This is a genomic window from Thioalkalivibrio nitratireducens DSM 14787 (assembly GCF_000321415.2).
Taxonomy (GTDB): Bacteria; Pseudomonadota; Gammaproteobacteria; order Ectothiorhodospirales; family Ectothiorhodospiraceae; genus Thioalkalivibrio; species Thioalkalivibrio nitratireducens.
The window spans coordinates 3,301,414-3,321,070 of the sequence record NC_019902.2 but is presented as its reverse complement, the minus strand read 5'-3'; the positions used below and the strand labels follow the sequence as shown (position 1 = coordinate 3,321,070).

General features: G+C 67.4%; 17 protein-coding genes, 1 tRNA gene and 1 other RNA gene. 12 read left to right on the top strand and 7 right to left on the bottom strand.

Annotated elements, in window-relative coordinates; all coding sequences use genetic code 11:
* Positions 1-12 precede the first annotated feature (12 nt).
* Genes TVNIR_RS15160 through TVNIR_RS15150 form a run of 3 tightly spaced genes read right to left on the bottom strand, consistent with a single transcriptional unit; the run spans position 13 to position 2,684 of the window.
* Positions 13-729 carry a type 1 glutamine amidotransferase gene (locus TVNIR_RS15160; protein ID WP_015259948.1) on the bottom strand — a complete coding sequence of 239 codons (717 nt, stop codon included), beginning with the start codon at positions 727-729 and terminating at the stop codon, positions 13-15.
* Positions 730-755: 26 nt separating this feature from the next.
* Positions 756-1,181: a DNA polymerase III subunit chi gene (locus TVNIR_RS15155; protein ID WP_015259947.1), complete on the bottom strand. Its 426-nt coding sequence runs from the start codon at positions 1,179-1,181 to the stop codon at positions 756-758.
* Between the two features lie 15 nt (positions 1,182-1,196).
* Positions 1,197-2,684, bottom strand: coding sequence for a leucyl aminopeptidase (locus TVNIR_RS15150; RefSeq protein ID WP_015259946.1), 1,488 nt, complete (start codon positions 2,682-2,684; stop codon positions 1,197-1,199).
* Positions 2,685-2,761: 77 nt separating this feature from the next.
* Between TVNIR_RS15150 and lptF the strand changes: the two genes are divergently transcribed.
* Both lptF and lptG read left to right on the top strand, forming a co-directional pair.
* Entirely contained in the window at positions 2,762-3,922 is a 1,161-nt protein-coding gene (gene lptF, locus TVNIR_RS15145; protein ID WP_015259945.1) for an LPS export ABC transporter permease LptF, read from the top strand.
* The gene (gene lptG, locus TVNIR_RS15140; protein ID WP_015259944.1) at positions 3,919-4,986 is read left to right on the top strand and encodes an LPS export ABC transporter permease LptG; all 1,068 of its coding nucleotides are present in this window, start codon (positions 3,919-3,921) and stop codon (positions 4,984-4,986) included. The genes lptF and lptG overlap by 4 nt, the downstream gene beginning before the upstream one ends.
* 372 nt (positions 4,987-5,358) lie before the next feature.
* Here the strand turns inward: lptG and TVNIR_RS15135 are convergent, their stop codons facing one another.
* Positions 5,359-6,894, bottom strand: coding sequence for a LysM peptidoglycan-binding domain-containing protein (locus TVNIR_RS15135; protein ID WP_015259943.1), 1,536 nt, complete (start codon positions 6,892-6,894; stop codon positions 5,359-5,361).
* Between the two features lie 252 nt (positions 6,895-7,146).
* Between TVNIR_RS15135 and TVNIR_RS15130 the strand changes: the two genes are divergently transcribed.
* Entirely contained in the window at positions 7,147-7,698 is a 552-nt protein-coding gene (locus TVNIR_RS15130) for a c-type cytochrome (RefSeq protein WP_237251650.1), read from the top strand.
* Positions 7,699-7,705: 7 nt separating this feature from the next.
* Here the strand turns inward: TVNIR_RS15130 and TVNIR_RS15125 are convergent, their stop codons facing one another.
* Together TVNIR_RS15125 and TVNIR_RS15120 are read right to left on the bottom strand one after the other, a co-directional pair.
* Positions 7,706-8,533, bottom strand: a complete 828-nt coding sequence (locus TVNIR_RS15125; RefSeq protein WP_015259940.1) for a hypothetical protein — start codon at positions 8,531-8,533, stop codon at positions 7,706-7,708.
* A gap of 146 nt (positions 8,534-8,679) precedes the next feature.
* Entirely contained in the window at positions 8,680-10,110 is a 1,431-nt protein-coding gene (locus TVNIR_RS15120) for a phospholipase D-like domain-containing protein (RefSeq protein WP_015259939.1), read from the bottom strand.
* Between the two features lie 137 nt (positions 10,111-10,247).
* Here TVNIR_RS15120 and parC point away from each other — a divergent pair, with 137 nt between their 5' ends.
* Together parC and htpX are read left to right on the top strand one after the other, a co-directional pair.
* Positions 10,248-12,500 carry a DNA topoisomerase IV subunit A gene (gene parC / locus TVNIR_RS15115; RefSeq protein ID WP_015259938.1) on the top strand — a complete coding sequence of 751 codons (2,253 nt, stop codon included), beginning with the start codon at positions 10,248-10,250 and terminating at the stop codon, positions 12,498-12,500.
* Between the two features lie 91 nt (positions 12,501-12,591).
* A complete protein-coding gene (htpX, locus tag TVNIR_RS15110; protein ID WP_043739810.1) occupies positions 12,592-13,482 on the top strand; it encodes a protease HtpX in 891 nt (296 codons plus the stop codon).
* A gap of 130 nt (positions 13,483-13,612) precedes the next feature.
* Here htpX and TVNIR_RS15105 read toward each other — a convergent pair whose 3' ends face one another.
* The gene (locus tag TVNIR_RS15105; protein ID WP_015259936.1) at positions 13,613-14,272 is read right to left on the bottom strand and encodes an MBL fold metallo-hydrolase; all 660 of its coding nucleotides are present in this window, start codon (positions 14,270-14,272) and stop codon (positions 13,613-13,615) included.
* A gap of 442 nt (positions 14,273-14,714) precedes the next feature.
* Here TVNIR_RS15105 and TVNIR_RS15100 point away from each other — a divergent pair, with 442 nt between their 5' ends.
* The 7 genes from TVNIR_RS15100 (at position 14,715) to TVNIR_RS19290 (ending at position 19,462) form a co-directional block, all read left to right on the top strand.
* Positions 14,715-16,190 carry a sensor histidine kinase gene (locus TVNIR_RS15100; protein WP_052316677.1) on the top strand — a complete coding sequence of 492 codons (1,476 nt, stop codon included), beginning with the start codon at positions 14,715-14,717 and terminating at the stop codon, positions 16,188-16,190.
* Between the two features lie 37 nt (positions 16,191-16,227).
* A complete protein-coding gene (locus TVNIR_RS15095; protein ID WP_015259934.1) occupies positions 16,228-17,592 on the top strand; it encodes a sigma-54-dependent transcriptional regulator in 1,365 nt (454 codons plus the stop codon).
* Positions 17,593-17,789: 197 nt separating this feature from the next.
* Positions 17,790-18,191, top strand: a complete 402-nt coding sequence (locus tag TVNIR_RS15090; protein WP_015259933.1) for a DUF4168 domain-containing protein — start codon at positions 17,790-17,792, stop codon at positions 18,189-18,191.
* 133 nt (positions 18,192-18,324) lie between these two features.
* Positions 18,325-18,753 carry a 50S ribosomal protein L13 gene (gene rplM, locus TVNIR_RS15085; RefSeq protein ID WP_015259932.1) on the top strand — a complete coding sequence of 143 codons (429 nt, stop codon included), beginning with the start codon at positions 18,325-18,327 and terminating at the stop codon, positions 18,751-18,753.
* Between the two features lie 38 nt (positions 18,754-18,791).
* Positions 18,792-19,184: a 30S ribosomal protein S9 gene (gene rpsI, locus TVNIR_RS15080; protein WP_015259931.1), complete on the top strand. Its 393-nt coding sequence runs from the start codon at positions 18,792-18,794 to the stop codon at positions 19,182-19,184.
* Positions 19,185-19,221: 37 nt separating this feature from the next.
* Positions 19,222-19,295: transfer RNA gene (locus TVNIR_RS15075), tRNA-Gln, on the top strand.
* A gap of 34 nt (positions 19,296-19,329) precedes the next feature.
* A non-coding RNA gene (locus tag TVNIR_RS19290) (RtT sRNA) lies at positions 19,330-19,462 on the top strand.
* The last annotated feature ends 195 nt before the right edge of the window (positions 19,463-19,657 follow it).

Below are 19,657 nucleotides of genomic sequence, written 5' to 3'. Positions count from 1 at the left end.
ATCCGCGGGCGGTCAGTCGTCGTCGCGGCGCAAAACCTCGCCCGCGCGCCGGGCGCAGTCGAGGAAGGCGTCGAGCAGATCGAACAACGCTGCGTGCATGGTCGGATAGGCAGCGCGTTCGGCGCGGAGCCGGGCGGCATCCTGCATCCATGGCCCCGGAATCAGGTAGTCGGCGTCGTGGGTGCAACAGGCGTCGATCCATTGCGGTGTCGCTTCCAAGTGGCATTGCAGGCCGAGGCCAAGACCATCGCCGGTAACGAAGATCTGGTTCCGGCAGGCATCGCTGGCTGCGAGCCGATACGCGTCCTCGGGCAGATCGAAGGTGTCGCCATGCCAGTGCAGGGCCGTCGTCTCAGCGGGCAGCGGCAGGGCGTCGCCGACGCGCCGGATCGGCCAGAAGCCCACTTCGCGCACCGGGTTCGGAACGACCCGGGCACCCAGTGCATGAGCGAGCTGCTGGGCGCCGAGGCAGATGCCGATCACGGGAATCCGCTCGGCCATGGCCGCACGGATCAGCACGCGTTCGGGCTCGATCCACGCGTGGATACCGGTGTCGTGAACACTCATGCCGCCACCGAGAACCACCAGGCACTCGAACGCGGCGGGTGCGGGCAGTGCCTGGCCCTGGTACAGGGGGTAATCGGTCTTTTCGTGGCCGCGGGCGCGGGTCCATTCGTCGAGGGCCGCGGGACCCTCGTGGGGTACGTGCTGGAGTATCGCGATGCGCATCGATTGGTGGTCGGGCTGGGTCGCGGTCAGGGGTCGATCTCGTGGTGCTCCAGCGGGTAGCCGCGTTCCTTGAAGAAGCGGTAGCGCTCGCGGCCCCGTGCCCGTGCCGTCGCGTCGCCGCCGACCAGATCGGCGACGCGCTCGAAACGCCCGAAGTACTCCGGCACTTCGGGCGCGAGGTTGATCAGCACGTCGCAGCGGTCTGCGGGAGCCGCCTGGTCGTGCACCGTGACCGGGCTGTCGGGATCGTTGACATCGGTGCCATGTGGCAGGAACGCGATGTCCTCGAAGGTCCACAGCAGCCGGTCCATCTCGTCTGTGCTGCCCGCGTCCGGCGTATGGATGTGCACGTGGTGGCCCATCCTGCTGACCTTGCGCGCGAGGCGGCAGGCAAACAGGCGCCGCGCTTGCTCATCGCGGGCCGCGAGCAGGTAGAAGGCGACGCGCGTCATCAGGGTTCCGAGCGCCTACTGAGCAGCCTGGTCCAGCAGGTAGTGCATCAATAGCGGTACCGGGCGCCCGGTTGCGCCCTTTTCCTTGCCGCTCTTCCATGCCACCCCGGCGATGTCCAGGTGCGCCCAGGGATACTTTTCCGCGAAGCGCGCCAGGAAACAGGCAGCGGTGATGGTGCCGGCAGGGCGGCCGCCGATATTGGCCATGTCCGCGAAATTGCTCTTCAGCTGCTCCTGGTATTCGTCCCACAGTGGCAGTTCCCAGGTGCGGTCGTGGCTGCTCTCGCCGGCCTGCTTCAACGCAGCCACCAGATCCTCGTCGTTGCCGAGCACCGCGCTGGCCTGGTGCCCCAACGCGATGATGCAGGCGCCGGTCAGCGTCGCGATGTCGATCACGGCCTTGGGCTTGAAGCGCTCGACCCAGGTGAGCGCGTCGCAGAGCACCAGGCGCCCCTCGGCGTCGGTGTTCAGGATCTCGACCGTCCTGCCGGACAGGGTCTTCACGATGTCGCCGGGGCGTGTGGCACGACCGTCGGGCATGTTCTCGGCGCTGGTGATCACGCCCACCACGTTCAGCGGCAGCTTGAGTTGACTGACGGCCTTCATCACGCCAAGCACGGTTGCGGCGCCGCACATGTCGTACTTCATTTCGTCCATGGCCTCGCCCGGTTTCAGCGAGATGCCCCCGGTGTCGAAGGTGATGCCCTTGCCGACCAGCACGATTGGCGCCGCGTCCTTCGGCCCGCCGCCGTACTCCAGCGCGATCAGGCGCGGCGGGCGCTCGGAGCCCCGGCCGACAGCCAGGATCGCATTGGCGCCGAGTTTTTCGAGTTCCTGTTCGTCGAGCACGGTGGCCTCGAGCTTCTTGTGTTCCTTCGCGAGCGCCCGTGCCGCCTCGGCCAGCGTCTCCGGGTAGAGGTCGTTGGGCGGGGTGTTGCCGAGATCGCGGGTGTGATTCGAACCAGCGAGGATCGCGGCAGCCTCGATGCAGGCCTTCTCCGCATCGACCGCCTGATCTTCGGCCACGCAGAAGATCACCCGCTGCAGCCGGATAGGCTTGACCTCCTCCTTGCCCTTGTAGTCGTTGAACCGGTAGGCCGCGTCGCCAATCCCGGCGACCAGCGTCCGTATCAGCCAGCCGATGTCCTGTCCGGTCGGCAGCAGATCTCCGGCGGCGATGGCCACTGTGGCGGCCGGGCGTTCGGCGAGCAGTTTCGCGACCGCCGTGCAGGCCTTGCGCGCGGACCCAGCAGCGAACTCCTTCGGTTTGCCGAGCCCGGCCAGCACCGTGCCCGCGGCGCCCTTCGCGCTGGCGGGGATCAGCAGCGTGCTGCCGGCCTCGCCATCCATCTCCCCCGCCTTGAGCACGTTCCCGATGCCACCTTCCAACGCGGCGTCCAGGGCCGTGGCAGTGGTGCCGAGCTTGCGTTTCTGGAACACCCCCACCACGCGCAGGCCGGCCCTGGGTTTGTCGATCGGATCGGTAGTGACCGAGAATTGCATTCGAAACCTCGCGCGACGGGAAAGGGTTTGGACGCTAATCTTAGCAGTGTGTGTAAAGAAACGACCAAGGATGCGGAATGGCCGGTGGGGCCGTCGTGCTGGCGGTTCCGCGAACCCGGGGCGGTCGCCGCGTGATTCGTCCGCTGCTGATCGAGCGTTTTCTTGCCCGCGACTTCCTGGTGACCCAGGCCGCGGTCACCGCGGTGCTGCTGCTGGTTATCATCGGCGGTGTGCTGGGCCGTGTCTTGCGCGACGTCGCGGAAGGCCGGATTCCTCTCGACGTACTGCCGGCGCTGGTGGCGTTCGGGTCGTTCAAGGGGCTGATGCTCCTGTGGCCGGTCGCGCTGTTCCTGTCGTTCCTGTTGGTGCTGGGCAGGATGCAGCGCGACAGCGAACTGATCGCGATGCAGGCCGGCGGCGTATCTTTCGCTCGTCTGTATCGGGCGATCTACCTGGTCGCGATTCCTGCGGCGCTGGTCCTGTTGTTCCTGATGTCGTTCGTGGTGCCCCGGGTGGAAGCGATGGTGGATCAGCTTCGGGACCGGGCGGACCAGCGATCCGACCTGGTGGGGATCACGCCGGGCAGATTTCTGCGCTCGCGTGTGGGTGACCAGGTGTTCTTCGCGGAAAGTCTGACGCCCGACCGTCAGGCGCTGCTCGGCGTGTTCATCTACCACGAGCGTGCCGATGGTATCGCCGAGGTCACGGTGGCGACGCGGGCCATCGCGGAGCTGCACGCCAGCGCGCGCTATCTGGTTCTGGAGGACGGCCACCGTTACGTCGGCGTTCCGGGCGAGGGCTCCTTTCAGATGCTGGATTTCGATCGCCTGCGCATGCGCGTGCCGGATCCAACATTGGCGGAGCCTAGGCGCAGTCTCGACGGGGTTCCGATCGCGGAGCTCTGGGAACAGCGGCACCAGCCGGTGTTCCGTGGGGAACTCGAGTGGCGGCTGGCGATGCCGGTGTCGGTGCTGATGCTGGCTCTGGTCGCGCTGCCGCTGGGGCTGGTGCCCCCGCGCAGCGGGCGATACGCGGCGGTGCCGCTGGCGATCGTCGTGTATGCCCTGTATGCAAACCTGCTGATCATGGGCAAGTCCTGGGTGATCGTCGGGCAGGTGCCGATGTGGCTCGGGCTGTGGTGGGTGCACCTGCTGCCATTGTCGGTCTGGCTGGTGCTGTCGTGGCGCCGGTGCCTGTGGCCGGTCCTGCTCCGGCCGATGAGGGACGGTTCGAGATGACGACGGTACTCGGCCGCTATGTGATCGCCCAGGTGCTGATCGGAACCCTGTTCGCGCTGTTGCTGCTGGTGACCCTGGACGGCGTGTTCGCGCTGATCGGCGAACTGGGTGACATCGGGCGCGGCCAGTATGGGCTCTGGGAGGCGGTCGTCTACGTCCTGTTGACTCTGCCACGTCGCGTCTACGAACTGGTGCCGACGGCGGCCTTGCTGGGGAGTCTGCTGTGGCTCGGCAACCTGGCGTCGAACAGCGAGTTGACGGCGATGCGCGCCGCCGGCGTAACGCGGGTGCGACTCGTGAGCTGGGTGATGCAGGGCGGCCTGGTGGTGGTGGTGGGCATGGTCGGCCTGGGCGAACTGCTGGCGCCCGAGGCCGAGGCGCGTGCGCAGCACCTGAAGGCTTTCGCATTTGACGAGCGGATGACGGTCGGCCGGATCGGTCTCTGGGCCCGCGACGGCAATCGGATCGTCCATGCCGATGCGGTCCTGCCCGGGGACCGGCTGGCCGGAGTGCGTGTGATCGAGTTGGGTCCCACCGGGGGGGTGCGGTCGATCACGAAGGTGGACCGGGCCGAGTTCGAAGGAGACCGCTGGCGGTTGTTGGAGGTCGCCCGATCACGGGTATCACCGTTCGGCGTGATTCCGGAAAGGCAGTCCGAGGAGATCTCGGACCGGCTGCTGGCCCCGGAATATTTCGGTGTGCTGGTGGTGGAGCCGCGCCAGATGGCCGCTGGCGACCTGGCGCGATATATCCGGTACCTGCAGGAGAACCATCTCGAGTCCGCCGCCTACGAAGTGGCCTTCTGGCAGCGTGTCATTCTGCCGGCCAGCACCTGGGTGATGCTGCTGCTGGCGATCCCGTTCCTGTTCGGACACCAGCGCGAGGGCGGCGCCGGGCGACGCCTGTTCATTGGGCTGGTGCTCGGTGTGGGTTTCGTGATCGTGATGCGAACGATGACGCACATGGGACTGGTCTACGACCTCCCGCCCTGGGTCGCCGCCAGTGCGCCGCTCTGGCTGTTCCTGCTGATCGCGCTGGTGGCGCTGGCCAGGGTACGGGGTTGACGCAGGTATCCCGTCGGACGCATCGGCATGCAGCCGTAGCCTTTCTCCCGCGAGGCAGACCTGCGCAAGGATCCTGGCGTGAAAGAACGCGCCTGGCGTGCGAGCCGGTGCGCTGCGCGGGACTGACCCAAATCGGGTACTCCAGTGCCGGGTGCGGCTGCCCGGGGAACGCGCATGGCGGCGTTGCCGGAACCTTGAGGCGCCGGCCGGTGATGCGGGGGATTGCGACCGCGCCGTGTCGGGAACGCGCAGGGCCGCATCGGCTGTGCGGCCGGGGGCGTCGTCACGGGCGCCGGGCGCGGCCCGGGAGGGCCTCGGAGTACTCTCTGGACCGTACCCCGGCACACGCACGGCGCACCGGGGTACGGCTTGTCACGGCAGGATCAGGGTCGTTCCGGGCCAGACCTGGTCCGGGGTTTCCAGGATGTGGCGGTTGGCCTCGTAGATCTCCTGGACCTGGGGCCAGGTGTTGCCTTCGCCATAGAACCGGGCCGCGATCATGCCAAGTGTTTCCCCGGGCTTCACCTGGTACAGCGTTCCCCCTTGGGCGCGGACCACCAGTGCCTGCTCGCGGCGCAGTTGCTCGGCGGCTGCCTCGATGGCTTCCAGCTGTCGTGGTTCGGCGCTGCTGCCCGGCCGCAGTGCGCGGTTGGCAGCGCGCAGCTCGCGAGCATGCTGGGCGGCCTGTGCGCGGACGGCTTCCAGATCCAGCGAGCCTCCCTCGTCCGGCGGCAGCATCGCACGCAGGCGGGCGAGTTCGCGTTCGCTCTCGGCCTGGGCCTCGGTGCGTGCCTGTTGCACAGCGGCCAGTTCTTCCTGCAGGGCGGCCTGGTTGGATTGTGCGCGGGTCAGTTCCGCCTGTGACTCGTCCAGTCGCGCCCTGAGATCGTCCATGCTGGTTTGTAGCGTGGCGAGTTCATCGCGGGCCGCCTGTTGTTCCTGCCGGAGGTCTTCGTTCGCGTTGCGGACTTCGCTCAGTTCGGTCCGGGCGGACGTCAGCTGGTTCTCGAGGTCGGTGATCTCGGCGCGGAGCAGGGCGCGTTCCTCGCCCTGGGCGGCGAGTTCGGTACGGGCCTGGGAGAGCTCGGCCTCGAGGATCTCCTTGGCGGCCTGCAGGTCCGCGGCGGCGTCCTCGGCCTGTTCGCGGCCCTGGCGGGCGTCGCTGGCGACGGCCTGTGTCTCGGTCAGCTGGTTCTCGAGGTCGGTGATCTCGGCGCGGAGCAGGGCGCGTTCCTCGCCCTGGGCGGCGAGTTCGGTACGGGCCTGGGAGAGCTCGGCCTCGAGGATCTCCTTGGCGGCCTGCAGGTCCGCGGCGGCGGCCTCGGCCTGTTCGCGGCCCTGGCGGGCATCGCTGGCGACGGCCTGTGTCTCGGTCAGCTGGTTCTCGAGGTCGGTGATCTCGGCGCGGAGCAGGGCGCGTTCCTCGCCCTGGGCGGCGAGTTCGGTACGGGCCTGGGAGAGCTCGGCCTGGAGTATTTCGTGGGCTGCGCGCAGGTTGGCCAGCTCGTTCCGCGCATCCTCGGATTCTGCCCAGGCCTGGTCGGCCGTGGCTTGGAGCTCGGATAGCGTCCGGTTGGTGGCCTCGAGTTCGCCTTCCAGCGAGGCGATGTCGGCGCGGAATAGCGCGCGTTCCTCTCCGTGGGCTGCGAGTTCGGTCCGGGCGGTCGACAGCTCTGCAGAGAGCATCTCGTTCTCGTCGCGCAGGTTGCCGAGCATGCCCTCCATGGAATGGATCCGTTCCAGCAGGGCGTCGGGCCCGGTCTCCGAGGCAGCGTTTTCAGCGGCGGTCTCGGCCTGGCCCGTGCCGGAAAGGCTCAGGGCCAGGAACAGCGCGCCCGCGACCAGTACAGGTCGCGGGAACCCCGGTCGTCGGGCCCGTGGCTGCAGCGGGGGTTGCGAGTCGTTCATGGTGCGGTCTCCTTGGGGCGGTGGTTGGTCCGGTGCGGTATCGTGTTGGCCCGGAAATCGTTCTTCTCGTTGACCGTGGGAGGTTGTCCGTCGGCGAACCTGAATGGCTTCAGTTCGGGGCGGTTGTCCTCCACAGTGTAGTCAGCGTGCCGCGTATCGGCTCAAGTCTCAAGGTTTCGGGCTGCCCCGGTGCCGAAGTGGGTTCCCACGCGGCAGTCGGACGGACGTTTTGACTCGGAGGTATCGGATTCGATGATGGACCTGGTTCATGGCGGCGAGGTTGAGGTTGATGCGCGAGCACGGCCGTTACGCGAGCGAAAACGACCCGGTCGCGCGCGGGGAGTGGCCGCGGCGCACCTCGCGATTGCCGCAATCGTGATTGCGGGGCTGCTGGTGGCCGGCTGCACGGAGCCCCCGCGCGAGGCAGAACGACGGGATGCGGAGACCGGCCGGTGGTATACGGTCGAGCAGGTCATGCAGGGCGCTCCGCTGTATGTTGCGTACTGCGCATCGTGCCATGGTGGGCAGGCCGAAGGCGCCGAGGAATGGCGACGGCGCCTGCCGGATGGCCGCTGGCGGCCGCCGCCGCTGAACGGCACGGCGCACACCTGGCACCACCCGCTCTGGCAGCTGCGGCAGCAGATCCGGGAGGGCTCCGATCCCGAGCACGGCGACATGCCGCCGTTTGCGGATATCCTGTCGGCTGCGGAGATCGATGCCGTGATCGCCTGGTTTCAGAGCCACTGGCCGGACCGGATCTACGCCGCATGGCTGGACTATGACGCCAATTTCCCTGCGCCCTGAGGGCTGGTCAGCGCGGGAGGGTCAGAACTCCTGCCGCTGGGGCGCCGGCGACCGCCGGCGCCGTTGCCTTCAGTGTCTCGAGGTCTTGCGGGTGGCGGTCGATCTGCGCCAGGGCACGCCGGAATACCGGCCGCAGGGCCGCCTTCAGGTGCCTGCGCGCCTGCCCCGCCGGGATGTCCTTCAGCCTGCAGAAGAGGGCTAGCGCATAGGTCAGGTCGGCCCGCGAAAGGTAGCCGCTGCGTTCGGCTGCCGGCCCCTGGCAGGAACCACAGCGGTTGACCCGCACGCTGAAGGCGGTGTTCGCCAGCATCAGCCCGAAGCCCATGAAGACGCTGACTAGTTCGGTGACGTGTGGCCAGTTTTCTCGGCCCCCGGGCGGGGCCTCGGGGGCGGAAGCGGCGACATGCTGCGCGAAATCACGCGCGAAGGTCGCGATCAGCGCTTCGGGGTTTCCGACCAGTTCCGGTGAATAGCTGAACAGGGCGGTGGAAACCGCCCCGTCTGTCGCCTGGGCCGGTTCCTTGCGGGCGCGGTATGCGGGACCCGGTGCATGGCGGGGGTAGGGCTGCGCGGTCAGCGCACCCGGTTCCAGCAGGTGGCAAGGCCAGTGGTCGAGGCCGGCGTGCCTGCGGACCGACTCGAACATCAGCTGCGCCATGCCGTGCACGCTGCTGGCGCGGCCCGGAAAGTACTCAGGAGTCGGCAGCACCAGGTCGGTCTTGCGGAAGAATACCCCGGGACCCTGGTGGCGCAGCGCCCACGCGAAGACTTCGTGGATCCACTGCCGGGTCGTTTCATCCAGCAGGGGGTCGCGGCGGAACAGGTTCAGGAACATCGGCTCGCGCCTCCGGCGTTACGGGTTGGCGTTTGCGGGTCCGGCCCGCGGAAGATCACATCCATGGGTTCAGACTACACCGTCGACCGCACACGCTGCGACTGGCATGGACGCGAGTCACGCGCGGGGGGCGAGGGCCGTGCCGGTTAGAGGTACGGCGTCAGGAGCCGTGCGGCCCCGTCGCGCAGGCGCATCGGGATCGGCCGTTTCTGGATCTCGGCGAGATCCAGCCGCCGCGAGCGTGCGCGCAGCTCGGATGCCCAGCGGCCCAGCCGGCGGCCCAGTTCGGCGTCGTAGCATTCGACGTTGAACTCGAAATTCAGCCGCAGGCTGCGTGGATCCCAGTTGCCCGACCCGAACAGTACCCAGCACTCGTCGACCAGCATCAGCTTGCTGTGGTTGAACGGCGGCGGGGTGAGCCACAACCGGCAGCCACGTTCCACTAGTTCCGTGTGCAGCGGGTTTCCGGCCCACTGCACCAGGCGCAGATTGCTGCGTTCCGGAAGCAGGATGTCCACCTGTACCCCGCGCAGCGCTGCGGTCTTCAACGCGCCGAGCAGGCCGACATCGGGCAGGAAGTAGGGCGTCACGATGGTGACCCGCTCCCGGGCCTCGGCCAGCGCCGCCAGCAGCGTGAACTGCAGAACCTCGAAGTCTTCGTCGGGGCCGTCGGGAAGCCCCCGGCACGGTGTGTGGCCGGGCGGCGGACCGGCCGGCCGGTCCGATCCCGGTGCGGTCGTGACCCGTTCCCGCGTACTGAAGTGCCAGTCCTCGCAGAAGATCGCCTCGAGCTGCTCCACCACAGGCCCTTCGATTTCGAAGTGGAGATCGTGAATCGGGTGCTTGCCGGGGGCGGTCCGGCAGTGACCGCGCCGGATGTTCATGCCGCCGGTGAATCCGATCGTGCCGTCGACGACCAGCAGCTTGCGGTGATTCCGGAGATTGAATACCGCGACGGTGCGCGGCAGCTGTACTGGCAGGAACGCCGCGGTACGGACCCCGAGCCGGCGCAGATGCCGCAGCATGCTGCGGCGGCTGTAGCGGGCGCCGATGCCGTCGATCAGCACCCGCACGTCGACGCCACGGTCCCGGGCGGCCTTCAGCCGCTCGGCGAAATGCAGGCCGATGGGGTCGGCGTCGAAGATATAGGTCGCGAGGGTCACGCGCCGCTGCGCCCCGTCGATCGCGTAGAGCATCGCCTGGTAGGCCCGGTCGCCATCGAACAGCGGGGTCACGCGGTTACCCGGCGCAACGGTGAACGGGCTCAGCGCGTCGCCGGAGCCGAGCAGCCCGCGCCAGCGCGCGCTCAGGTCGGGGTCCACGTCGAGGCTGCGGTGAGCGGCCGGGGCGGGGCTGTGGCCCTCGCGCAGCGCCCGGGCGCGCCTGCGGATGCGGTTTATTCCGAACAGCCAATACAGGATCGAACCGGCCAGCGGCAACAGGAAGATCAGGCCGACCCAGGCGATCACCGCCCCGGTCTCCCGGCGCTGCAGCAGCGCATGTACCGCGGTGGCGACGGCCAGCAGGAATACGGCGGCCGCGATGCCGCTGGCGATCCAGCCTGTCTCCAGGTCCAAACCGGTCCCCCGTGCCGCGAAATTGCGTTGGAATGCGCGATCCGAACTGGCTACAGTACGGCCGCGCCCGGCGCCGGGCAAATCGGCGCTGGGGGCCATCCCTCTGCCCTGCAGCCCCCGAACCGGAGCGCAACGCAATGCCCGAGAACCTGACGCTGGACTTCGCGGATGCCGAGCGTCTGCCGCTGAAGGATTTCACCGAGAAGGCGTACCTGGACTATTCCATGTACGTGATCCTGGACCGGGCCCTGCCTCATGTGGGCGACGGCCTGAAGCCGGTGCAGCGGCGGATTATCTACGCGATGAGCGAGCTGGGACTGACCGCGACTGCGAAGTACAAGAAATCCGCGCGTACTGTCGGGGATGTGCTCGGCAAGTTCCATCCGCACGGCGACAGCGCCTGCTACGAGGCGATGGTGCTGATGGCGCAGCCGTTTTCCTACCGCTACCCGTTTGTCGACGGGCAGGGCAACTGGGGCTCGCCGGACGACCCGAAGAGCTTCGCGGCGATGCGCTACACCGAGTCGCGGTTGTCGCGCTACGCCCAGCTGCTGCTGTCCGAACTCGACCAGGGGACGGTGGACTGGGCGCCGAACTTCGACGGCACGTTGGAAGAACCGAAGGTGCTGCCTGCGCGGCTTCCGAACGTGCTTCTCAATGGTGCGACCGGGATCGCGGTGGGCATGGCGACCGACATCCTGCCGCACAACCTGCGCGAGGTCGCGGCTGCTTGCGTGCACCTGCTGAAACACCCGGATGCGACCGTGGACGACCTGATCGAGCACATCCCCGGCCCCGACTTCCCCTGCGAGTCGGAGATCATCACCTCGCGCGGAGACCTGCGAAAGATGTACGCGAGCGGGCATGGAGCGGTGCGCGCGCGGGCCCGCTACGAGCGCGAGAACGGCGATATCGTGATCACCGCGCTGCCCTACCAGGCCTCGGGGGCGCGGGTGCTGGAACAGATCGCGGGCCAGATCAACGCGAAGAAGTTGCCGATGGTCGAGGATCTGCGCGACGAGTCCGACCACGAACACCCGACCCGGCTGGTGATCACCCCACGCAGCCAGCGCGTCGACATCGAGGGTCTGATGGTCCACTTGTTCGCGACAACCGACCTCGAGAAGAGCTACCGCGTCAACATGAACCTGATCGGTCTCGACGGTCGCCCGCGGGTGAAAAACCTGCGCGAACTCCTGATCGAGTGGCTGGGGTTTCGCGTGGCGACCGTGCGCCGGCGGCTGCAGTGGCGGCTCGACAAGGTGCTCGCGCGGCTGCACGTGCTGGCCGGCCTGCTGATCGCTTATCTGAACATCGACGAGGTGATCCGGATCATCCGGGAGAACGACAAGCCCAAACCGGTGCTGATGGAGCGCTTTGGCCTCAGCGATATCCAGGCCGAGGCGATCCTGGAACTGAAGCTGCGGCACCTGGCGAAGCTCGAGGAAATGAAGATCCGCGGCGAGCAGGATGAACTTGCCGCCGAGCGCGAACAACTGGAGAAGACCCTGGCGTCGGAGCGGCGCCTGAAGCGCCTGGTCGCGGACGAGATTCGCACCGATGCCGAGAACTTCGGCGACGACCGCCGGTCGCCGCTGGTCGAGCGCTCGGCCGCGCAGGCGCTCGAAGAAACCGCGCTGGTGCCGACCGAGCCGCTGACCATCGTGCTGTCGAAAATGGGCTGGGTGCGTGCGGCGAAAGGCCACGAGGTGGACCCGGCCGCACTGAACTACAAAGCGGGGGATGGTTTCCTGGCCGCGCTCGCCGGACGCAGCAATCAGCCGGTTGCGTTCCTGGATTCGACCGGCCGCGCCTACACGCTGCCGGCGCACACGCTGCCGTCGGCGCGCGGGCAGGGCGAACCGCTTTCCGGACGCGTGACGCTGGCAGACGGCGGCCACTTCGTCGGACTTGCAACCGGGGCGTCGGATGAGCGCTGGGCGCTGGCCACCGATCACGGTTATGGATTCGTGGTCCGGCTCGGCGACCTGTTCAGCCGCCAGAAGGCCGGCAAGGCCGTGCTGAACGTGTCTGCCGGGGCGGGTGTGCTGGCGCCACAGCGGCTGCGCGAGGCCGAGACCGATCGGATCGCGCTGGCAACCTCCGAGGGTCACCTGCTGGTGATTCGTGCGGCCGATCTGCCGGAGATGGCGCGCGGCAAGGGCAACAAGATCATCGGTATCCCTGCGGCCCGCCTGAAAGAAGGCAAGGAGCGGGTGGTGGCGATCGCAGTGCTGCCCGAAGGCGCGACGCTGGTGGTGCACGCCGGGCGCAGGTTCAAAGGCATGGGCCCGTCCGAGTGGGCCGAGTACGAGGGCGAGCGGGGCCGGCGGGGTCTGAAGCTGCCGCGCGGCTACCAGAAGGTGGACCGGCTGGAGGTGCAGCTGTGAGGCAGGTGCACAAGGCTTGAATTTCTCGGGTTCCGCCCCATCTATAATGCCCGGTCAATCCTGAATTTCTGGTCAATCGCTCGGAGTCACCATGAAACGTATCATGCTGTTTTTGGGTACGAACCTCGCCATCATCGTGGTGCTGAGCATCACGCTGCGCATCCTCGGGGTGGAACGCATCCTGGACGAGCAGGGCGTGGGTTTGAACTTGAATGCGCTGCTGGTCTTCGCGGCGGTGTTCGGTTTCGGCGGCTCGTTCATCTCGCTGGCCATTTCCAAGTGGATGGCCAAGAAGACGATGAACGTCCACGTGATCGAGGAGCCCCGCAACGCCACCGAGCAATGGCTGCTCGAGACCGTCCGACGCCAGGCTCGGGCAGCTGGCATCGGGATGCCCGAGGTTGGCATTTACGACTCACCCGACCCCAATGCGTTCGCCACCGGCATGAGCCGGAACAACGCGCTGGTCGCGGTCAGCAGCGGGCTGATGCGCAGCATGAGCCAGGGCGAGGTCGAGGCGGTGCTCGGTCACGAGGTGGGGCACGTCGCCAACGGGGACATGGTGACCCTGGCGCTGATCCAGGGGGTGGTGAACACCTTCGTGATTTTCCTGGCACGGGTACTGGGCCATTTCGTGGACCGGGTCGTGTTCAAGAACGAGCAGGGGCACGGACCGGCGTTCTGGATCACCACCATCGTCGCCGAGATTCTGCTCGCGATCTTGGCATCGATCATCGTGATGTGGTTCTCGCGCCAGCGCGAGTTCCGGGCCGACGAGGCAGGTGCGAAGCTCGCGGGCCGCGACCAGATGATCGGTGCGCTCGAGTCGCTGGCGCGCGCCTCCGGCCGGCCGGTCGACATGCCCGATCAGATGGCGGCCTTCGGGATCCGTGGCGGCGTGCCGCAGGGGATCAAGCGTCTGTTCATGACCCACCCGCCGATCGAGGAGCGGATCATGGCGCTGAAGGGAATGCGCGGCTGACTGCCATGGCCCTGCGCCATCGCTGGCGATGAAGAACTTCCTCCCCCACTTGCTGGGGGAGGGTGTTGAGGGCGGTCGGCACGCGGGTGTGAGGCACCCCGAAGGATGAAAGCAGGCCACTGAGCGTCAGTCAGCCTCGCTGCGCCGCGATCGCCTGGTCGCTGACGAAGGGGTTGTGCCGGCGTTCCTCCCCGAAGGTGGACATCGGTCCGTGGCCGGGAATGAAGCGGGTTTCCGCACCGAGCGGCCACAGCTTGGTCACGATCGAGCGCAGCAGGTCCGCGTGGTTGCCCCTGGGGAAGTCCGAGCGGCCGATGCTGCCGGCAAAGAGTACGTCCCCGACCAGGGCCAGGTGACTGGGCGCATGGTGGAAGACCACGTGCCCCGGCGTATGGCCGGGGCATTCGTACACGTCCAGAATCTGCTCGCCGACCAGGACCCGGTCGCCATCCCGGAGCCAGTGGTCGGGCAGGAAGGCGGCCACCTCTTCGGTGCCAAACATCCGGGCCTGCATCGGCAACTGCTCCAGCCAGAAGCGGTCCGCCTCGGCGGGCCCCACGATCGGGATGCCGGCGCGGTCTGCAAGTTCACGTGCCGCGCCCACGTGGTCGAGATGCCCGTGGGTCAGCAGGACCTGGCGCAGAACCAGCCCCCGGGTCGCGGCCTCGTTCAGCAGCGTTCCGGCAGACCCGCCCGGATCCACCCAGGCCGCTTCGCCGGTGGTTTCGCACCAAATCAGCGTGGCGTTCTGTTCGAACGCGGTGACGGGGATGCTGACGAATCCGAGCATGGCGGGCTTCCGTTTTGGCGGTGTCACAGGCGCTGGCCGTAGCGTTGCATTGGGGCCGGGGGATCCCGAAACCCGTGGCGGCCGACCGTGTCATTGTTGCAGACGGTGTTTCCTGCTTCCACGTGGGGTGCGAACGACGATCCGCCGGGGAAGCGCGAAGGCCGGCGGGGGTGTTGACACGACATCCGTAATATTAGAAACTGCTCATACGTTGATCGCATGCCCCCCTGCTGCGGTCAGCGTACTCCTCCATCCTCCTTTGGTGGTTATTCGCGCGGACTTCGGTCCGCGCTTTTTTTTTGCCCTGTTCCCGCCCATGCGTCGCCCCAGCGTGTTTCCGGCCCGCGGAGCCCGTGACCTGATGCAGGCGTTCCGGCTGCGTCCGCGATCTGCGCGATGAGCGGGGTTGCCGCTGCTGCCGACTGCCTCCATGATCGTGACTGTGTCATTCCGACTCAACAATCTGCGCAACGCCGTGCTCGCCTTCGTGCTGGTGCCGCTGCTCGGAGTGCTGATCGCCCTCGGCATGCTGGGCCTGCGGGAGTTCGAACAGCAGATGCAGCTGCGTATGCAGGAGGACATCGAACTGGTGGCGCGGTCGATTCGGCTGCCAATATCGACCGCGATGATCCGGCGCGATGTGATGGACGTGCAGCAGGCGCTGGATTCGGCGTTCCAGCTCGAGCAGGTGTTCGGGGTCTACGTCTATGATGCGGGCGGCGACCTGATCGCCACCAGTGGGCCGCGCAGCCCGTCACTGGACCGCCGCCGCGACGCCCGGCTGATCACCGCGACCGGTAGCCAGGGCGCGTTCGACGAACGCCATGGTCGCGAGGTGTTCTCGTTCTTTCTACCGCTGACTGACGCGGGGGGACGCATCATCGGTCTTCTGCAGATCACCCGGGATGTTTCCCGCTTCCAGGCCTACATCGCGCAGATGCGTTGGCAGGGCGGGGTGGCGATCGCGGTATTGTCCTTGCTGTTCCTGCTGGTGGTTCTGTGGGGCTATTACCGCGCGGTTGGGCGCCACGTGGATCGGCTGGCCCAGGCGATGCGGCGGATCGGGGAGGGCGCGCGCGGGCTTCGGGTGCCCGAGCAGGGTCCGGACGAACTGCGGCTGCTGGCGACGAACATGAACGACATGATCCAGCGGCGCGAGGATTCGGAGCAAGCCCTTGAAGTGCAAAGGGCGCAGCAGGCCGAACTCGAGGCCCGGCTGCGCCAGTCCCAGAAACTCGCGGCGATCGGACAGCTCGCCGCCGGGGTGGCCCATGAACTGGGCACGCCGCTCGGCGTGATCGCCGGCCGTGCCCAGCGGGCGCGTCGCCGGGCCGGAGCAGACTCCCCGCTGACCCGGGAGATGACCAGCGTGCTCGACGAACTGGGCCGGGTCGAAGGAATCGTGCGGCAGCTCCTGGATTTCGCCCGCAGGAATCCGCTGAACCTGCGCGACCTGAGCCTGAAAGGGCTGGTCGCGGACGTGGTCGCGCGTGCGCGCACCGCGCACGACCGCCCGGATGTCAAGATCTGCGTCCAGGCCCCCGCGAACGCCGACGACCTCCGGGTCCAGGTGGATCCGGTGCGGCTGGAGCAGGCGCTGGGCAACCTGGTCGGGAATGCGATCCAGGCAGCCCGCACCCGGGTCGTCGTGCGCTGGTGCCAGCTGCAGGACACCGCGGATTCCGCTGTCGAACTGTCGGTGGAGGACGATGGCCCCGGCATCGCCGAGGAACACCGGGACCATGTCTTCGATCCGTTCTTCACGACCAAGCCCGTGGGTGCGGGAACCGGGCTGGGGCTTGCGGTGGCCCATGCCGCGGTGGAGGATCACGGTGGCCGGATCTGGCTGGATCGCGAGCCGCAGAGTGGTACGCGTTTCGTGATGACACTGCCCGTGGATGGGGAACGCGCCTCGTGACCGCGGGGCACGATTAATGGCTGGGGACGGGCCGTCCATGCCGGAGGCGGTACTGGTGGTCGAGGATGACCCCGGCCACCGTAGCCTGTTGGACGAGGAACTGACCGACGCGGGATATGTGGTACATGCGGTCGCGAGTGCCGAGGAGGCATTCGACGCGCTGGGAGAGCGTTCGTTCGCACTGGTGGTGAGTGACCTGCGGTTGCCCGGGGCGGACGGCTTCGCGGTGCTCGAGCGGGCGCGGACACTGGTGCCCGCTCCCGGCGTGATCATGCTCACCGGGTTCGGCACCATCGACCAGGCCGTGCATGCGCTGAAGGCCGGTGCGGACGACTTCCTGACCAAGCCGGTCGATCTGGAACACCTGTGCCTGGCCGCGGACCGCGTGCTCCAGACGCGCCGCCTGCGGGCCGAGGTCCAGCAGTACCGCGAAGCGCTGGGAGACCACGGGTTTCACGGCATGCACGGGCGCAGCCCGGCGATGCTGCGCCTGTTCGAACTGATCCGGCGCATCGCGCGATCCGACGGCAGCGTGCTGGTCACCGGCGAGTCGGGCACCGGCAAGGAACTCGTCGCACGGGCGCTGCACGAGGAGAGCCCGCGTGCCGGCGGCCCGTTCGTTGCGATCAACTGCGCCGGGATTCCCGAGACCCTGCTCGAGTCGGAACTCCTGGGCCATGCGGCCGGCGCGTTCAGTGGCGCCCGCGGGGCGCGCAAGGGGCTGTTTCTAGAGGCGGACGGCGGAACGCTGTTCCTCGACGAGATCGGCGAGATGCCCCCGGCGATGCAGACCAAGCTGCTGCGGTTGCTGCAGGACGGCCGCGTCCGGCCGGTCGGTTCGAACGACGAGGTCGCGAGCGACGTGCGCATCGTGGCGGCCACCCACCGTGACCTCGCCGAGCTGTTGCGCGAAGGCCACTTCCGTGAAGACCTGTTCTACCGCCTGGAGACGTTCCGGATCGAGGTGCCTCCGCTGCGGGAACGGGGCGAGGACATCGAGCGGCTGGTGTTCCACTTCCTGCGTCGGCAGGCCGCGGCGCAGGAGGTTCCATTGCGAGGGCTGGCTCCCGAGGCGCTGCGGATGCTGCTGGGCTATCGGTTTCCGGGCAATGTGCGGGAACTCACCAGTCTGGTCGAGCGCGCCGCGACCCTGGCACAGGGCGAGGTGATCCAGCCGGAGGATCTGCCGGAGCGCGTTTGCGACGACCCGGGGAATGCGCGGGCCGTCGTGGCTGATCCCGCTGCAGGTGCACGCGACGAGGAGTGGTACACGCTGGAAGAACTCGAGGCGCGCTACATCCGCCAGGTGCTTGCCCATACCGGCGGTAACAAGCAGCGGGCCGCCCGGATCCTGGGTATTGGCCGCAAGACCCTGTACCGGAAATTGGGGGGTGACCTGTGACACTGCGAAACGGGGCGCTTTGACGCATGTGTCGAAATGACACGAACGGGGCGGCGCCCGGAGCTGGGTAGATCCTCCTTGGTTCGATCTCATCTGTCGGAAAATCAAGTAAATTCTAGTTTTTGGCCGATCCTGGCACGATCACTGCTACGCCTTTCGGTGCAATCCAGACCAATGCAACCGAAAGGAGCCTATTGATGACGATTCGCAAGACCACGCTGACCCTGGCGCTGACTTCCCTGTTCGCCCTCGGCGGTACCGCTCTGGCGCAGGACTACGGTGGTGCCGGCGCGGCGCCGCCTCCCGCCTACGGTGAAACTACCCCGGGCTCGGCAGCGCTCACCGAGCAGACCGTCGACACCTTTGTTGACGCCTTCATCGCGGTGCAGCAGATCCGCGAGGACTTCGCCGAGCGGCTCCAGTCAGCATCCGACGAGCACGAGGCTCAGACGATGCAGCAGGAGGCCCAGCACGAGATGATGCGCGCCGTCGAGGAGTCCGGGATGAGCGTACAGGAGTACAATGAAGTCGCGATCGCGCTGCAGGACGATCCCGAACTGATGCAGCAGGTACAGGAGAAGGCGGCGGACCGGATGTAATCCGCGCTTCCGCCCCAGCAGGCCGCTCCCTCCGGGGGGCGGCCTGCTGCCGTTCTGCGGTCCCTTGAATAACGGGCGCGGCTTGGTTATGCTTCCGCGCTTTCTGAAAAGCCCCGCACTCGGAGCAACAGGCATGAAAACCATAAGCGCCAAGCCGGCCGAAGTCGAACGCGACTGGTACCTCGTCGATGCCGACGGCAAGACCCTGGGCCGGCTCGCCACTGAGATTGCCCGTCGCTTGCGCGGCAAGCACAAGCCGATGTATACCCCGCACGTCGATACGGGCGACTACATCGTCGTGATCAACGCCAAGAAGATCCACGTGAGCGGCAACAAGGCCAACGACAAGATGTATTACCGCCATACCGGGTATCCGGGTGGCCTGAAGCAGGCGAACTTCACCCAGATGATCGAGCGCGCCCCGGAACGGGTGCTGGAGCTGGCCGTGAAGGGCATGCTGCCGAAGAACCCGCTGGGCCGGGCGATGTTCAAGAAGCTGAAGGTGTACGCCGGCAGCGCGCATCGTCATGCCGCCCAGCAGCCGCAGCCGCTCGAAATCTGATTCCGGGCCACAGCAGAGACGTCGAGGACAACGCATTCATGGCAACGAACCAGAACTATGGCACCGGTCGCCGCAAGACCGCCTCGGCGCGCGTCTTTCTGCGCCCGGGCAAGGGTGACATCACCGTCAACAACAAGTCGCTCAACGACTATTTCGGGCGCGAGACCTCGCGCATGGTCGTCCGGCAGCCGCTGGAGACCGCCGAGGCCACGGACCGCTTCGATGCGGTCGTGACCGTGAAGGGCGGTGGTGCCAACGGCCAGGCTGGCGCGATTCGCCTTGGCATCGCCCGGGCGCTGGTTCAGTATGACGAGACACTGCGTTCGCCGATGCGCCAGGCGGGCTACATGACCCGTGACGCACGCGAGGTTGAGCGCAAGAAGGTCGGCCTGGCCAAGGCCCGCCGCGCCAAGCAGTTCTCGAAGCGCTGAGTTGCCGACCCGGAGCCCCGCTCCGGGCCTTCCCGATTGGGGGATCGTCTAGCGGTAGGACTACGGACTCTGACTCCGTCAACCCAGGTTCGAATCCTGGTCCCCCAGCCAACATGCAGAAGGCCCCCTCGTGGGGCCTTCTGCATGTTGATCGAGCACGGCCAGGGTTCGAACCTGAAAGGTTCGACGCGCGAGGCGCAGCCGAGCCGAACAGCGCCGCTTGCGGCGCTGGCCCGAAGGGCGAGGCCGTAGGCCGAGTAATCCTGGTCCCCCAGCCAACATGCAGAAGGCCCCCTCGTGGGGCCTTCTGCATGTTGATCGAGCACGGCCAGGGTTCGAACCTGAAAGGTTCGACGCGCGAGGCGCAGCCGAGCCGCGACCATGCCCGTCACGCCGGAATGCGGGTTGAGACAGGAGCCAGCGCCACGCGGTTCGGGCCTGACGCGAACCTTCTGCCTGGCGCCCATCCGGGG

What these genes read in the sequence shown, in the direction of transcription:
- TVNIR_RS15160 (WP_015259948.1), bottom strand. Translation starts at nt 729, where the DNA reads ATGCGCATCGCGATACTCCAGCACGTACCCCACGAGGGTCCCGCGGCC.
- TVNIR_RS15155 (WP_015259947.1), bottom strand. Translation starts at nt 1,181, where the DNA reads ATGACGCGCGTCGCCTTCTACCTGCTCGCGGCCCGCGATGAGCAAGCG.
- TVNIR_RS15150 (WP_015259946.1), bottom strand. Translation starts at nt 2,684, where the DNA reads ATGCAATTCTCGGTCACTACCGATCCGATCGACAAACCCAGGGCCGGC.
- lptF (WP_015259945.1), top strand. Translation starts at nt 2,762, where the DNA reads ATGGCCGGTGGGGCCGTCGTGCTGGCGGTTCCGCGAACCCGGGGCGGT.
- lptG (WP_015259944.1), top strand. Translation starts at nt 3,919, where the DNA reads ATGACGACGGTACTCGGCCGCTATGTGATCGCCCAGGTGCTGATCGGA.
- TVNIR_RS15135 (WP_015259943.1), bottom strand. Translation starts at nt 6,894, where the DNA reads ATGAACGACTCGCAACCCCCGCTGCAGCCACGGGCCCGACGACCGGGG.
- TVNIR_RS15130 (WP_237251650.1), top strand. Translation starts at nt 7,147, where the DNA reads ATGATGGACCTGGTTCATGGCGGCGAGGTTGAGGTTGATGCGCGAGCA.
- TVNIR_RS15125 (WP_015259940.1), bottom strand. Translation starts at nt 8,533, where the DNA reads ATGTTCCTGAACCTGTTCCGCCGCGACCCCCTGCTGGATGAAACGACC.
- parC (WP_015259938.1), top strand. Translation starts at nt 10,248, where the DNA reads ATGCCCGAGAACCTGACGCTGGACTTCGCGGATGCCGAGCGTCTGCCG.
- htpX (WP_043739810.1), top strand. Translation starts at nt 12,592, where the DNA reads ATGAAACGTATCATGCTGTTTTTGGGTACGAACCTCGCCATCATCGTG.
- TVNIR_RS15105 (WP_015259936.1), bottom strand. Translation starts at nt 14,272, where the DNA reads ATGCTCGGATTCGTCAGCATCCCCGTCACCGCGTTCGAACAGAACGCC.
- TVNIR_RS15095 (WP_015259934.1), top strand. Translation starts at nt 16,228, where the DNA reads ATGCCGGAGGCGGTACTGGTGGTCGAGGATGACCCCGGCCACCGTAGC.
- TVNIR_RS15090 (WP_015259933.1), top strand. Translation starts at nt 17,790, where the DNA reads ATGACGATTCGCAAGACCACGCTGACCCTGGCGCTGACTTCCCTGTTC.
- rplM (WP_015259932.1), top strand. Translation starts at nt 18,325, where the DNA reads ATGAAAACCATAAGCGCCAAGCCGGCCGAAGTCGAACGCGACTGGTAC.
- rpsI (WP_015259931.1), top strand. Translation starts at nt 18,792, where the DNA reads ATGGCAACGAACCAGAACTATGGCACCGGTCGCCGCAAGACCGCCTCG.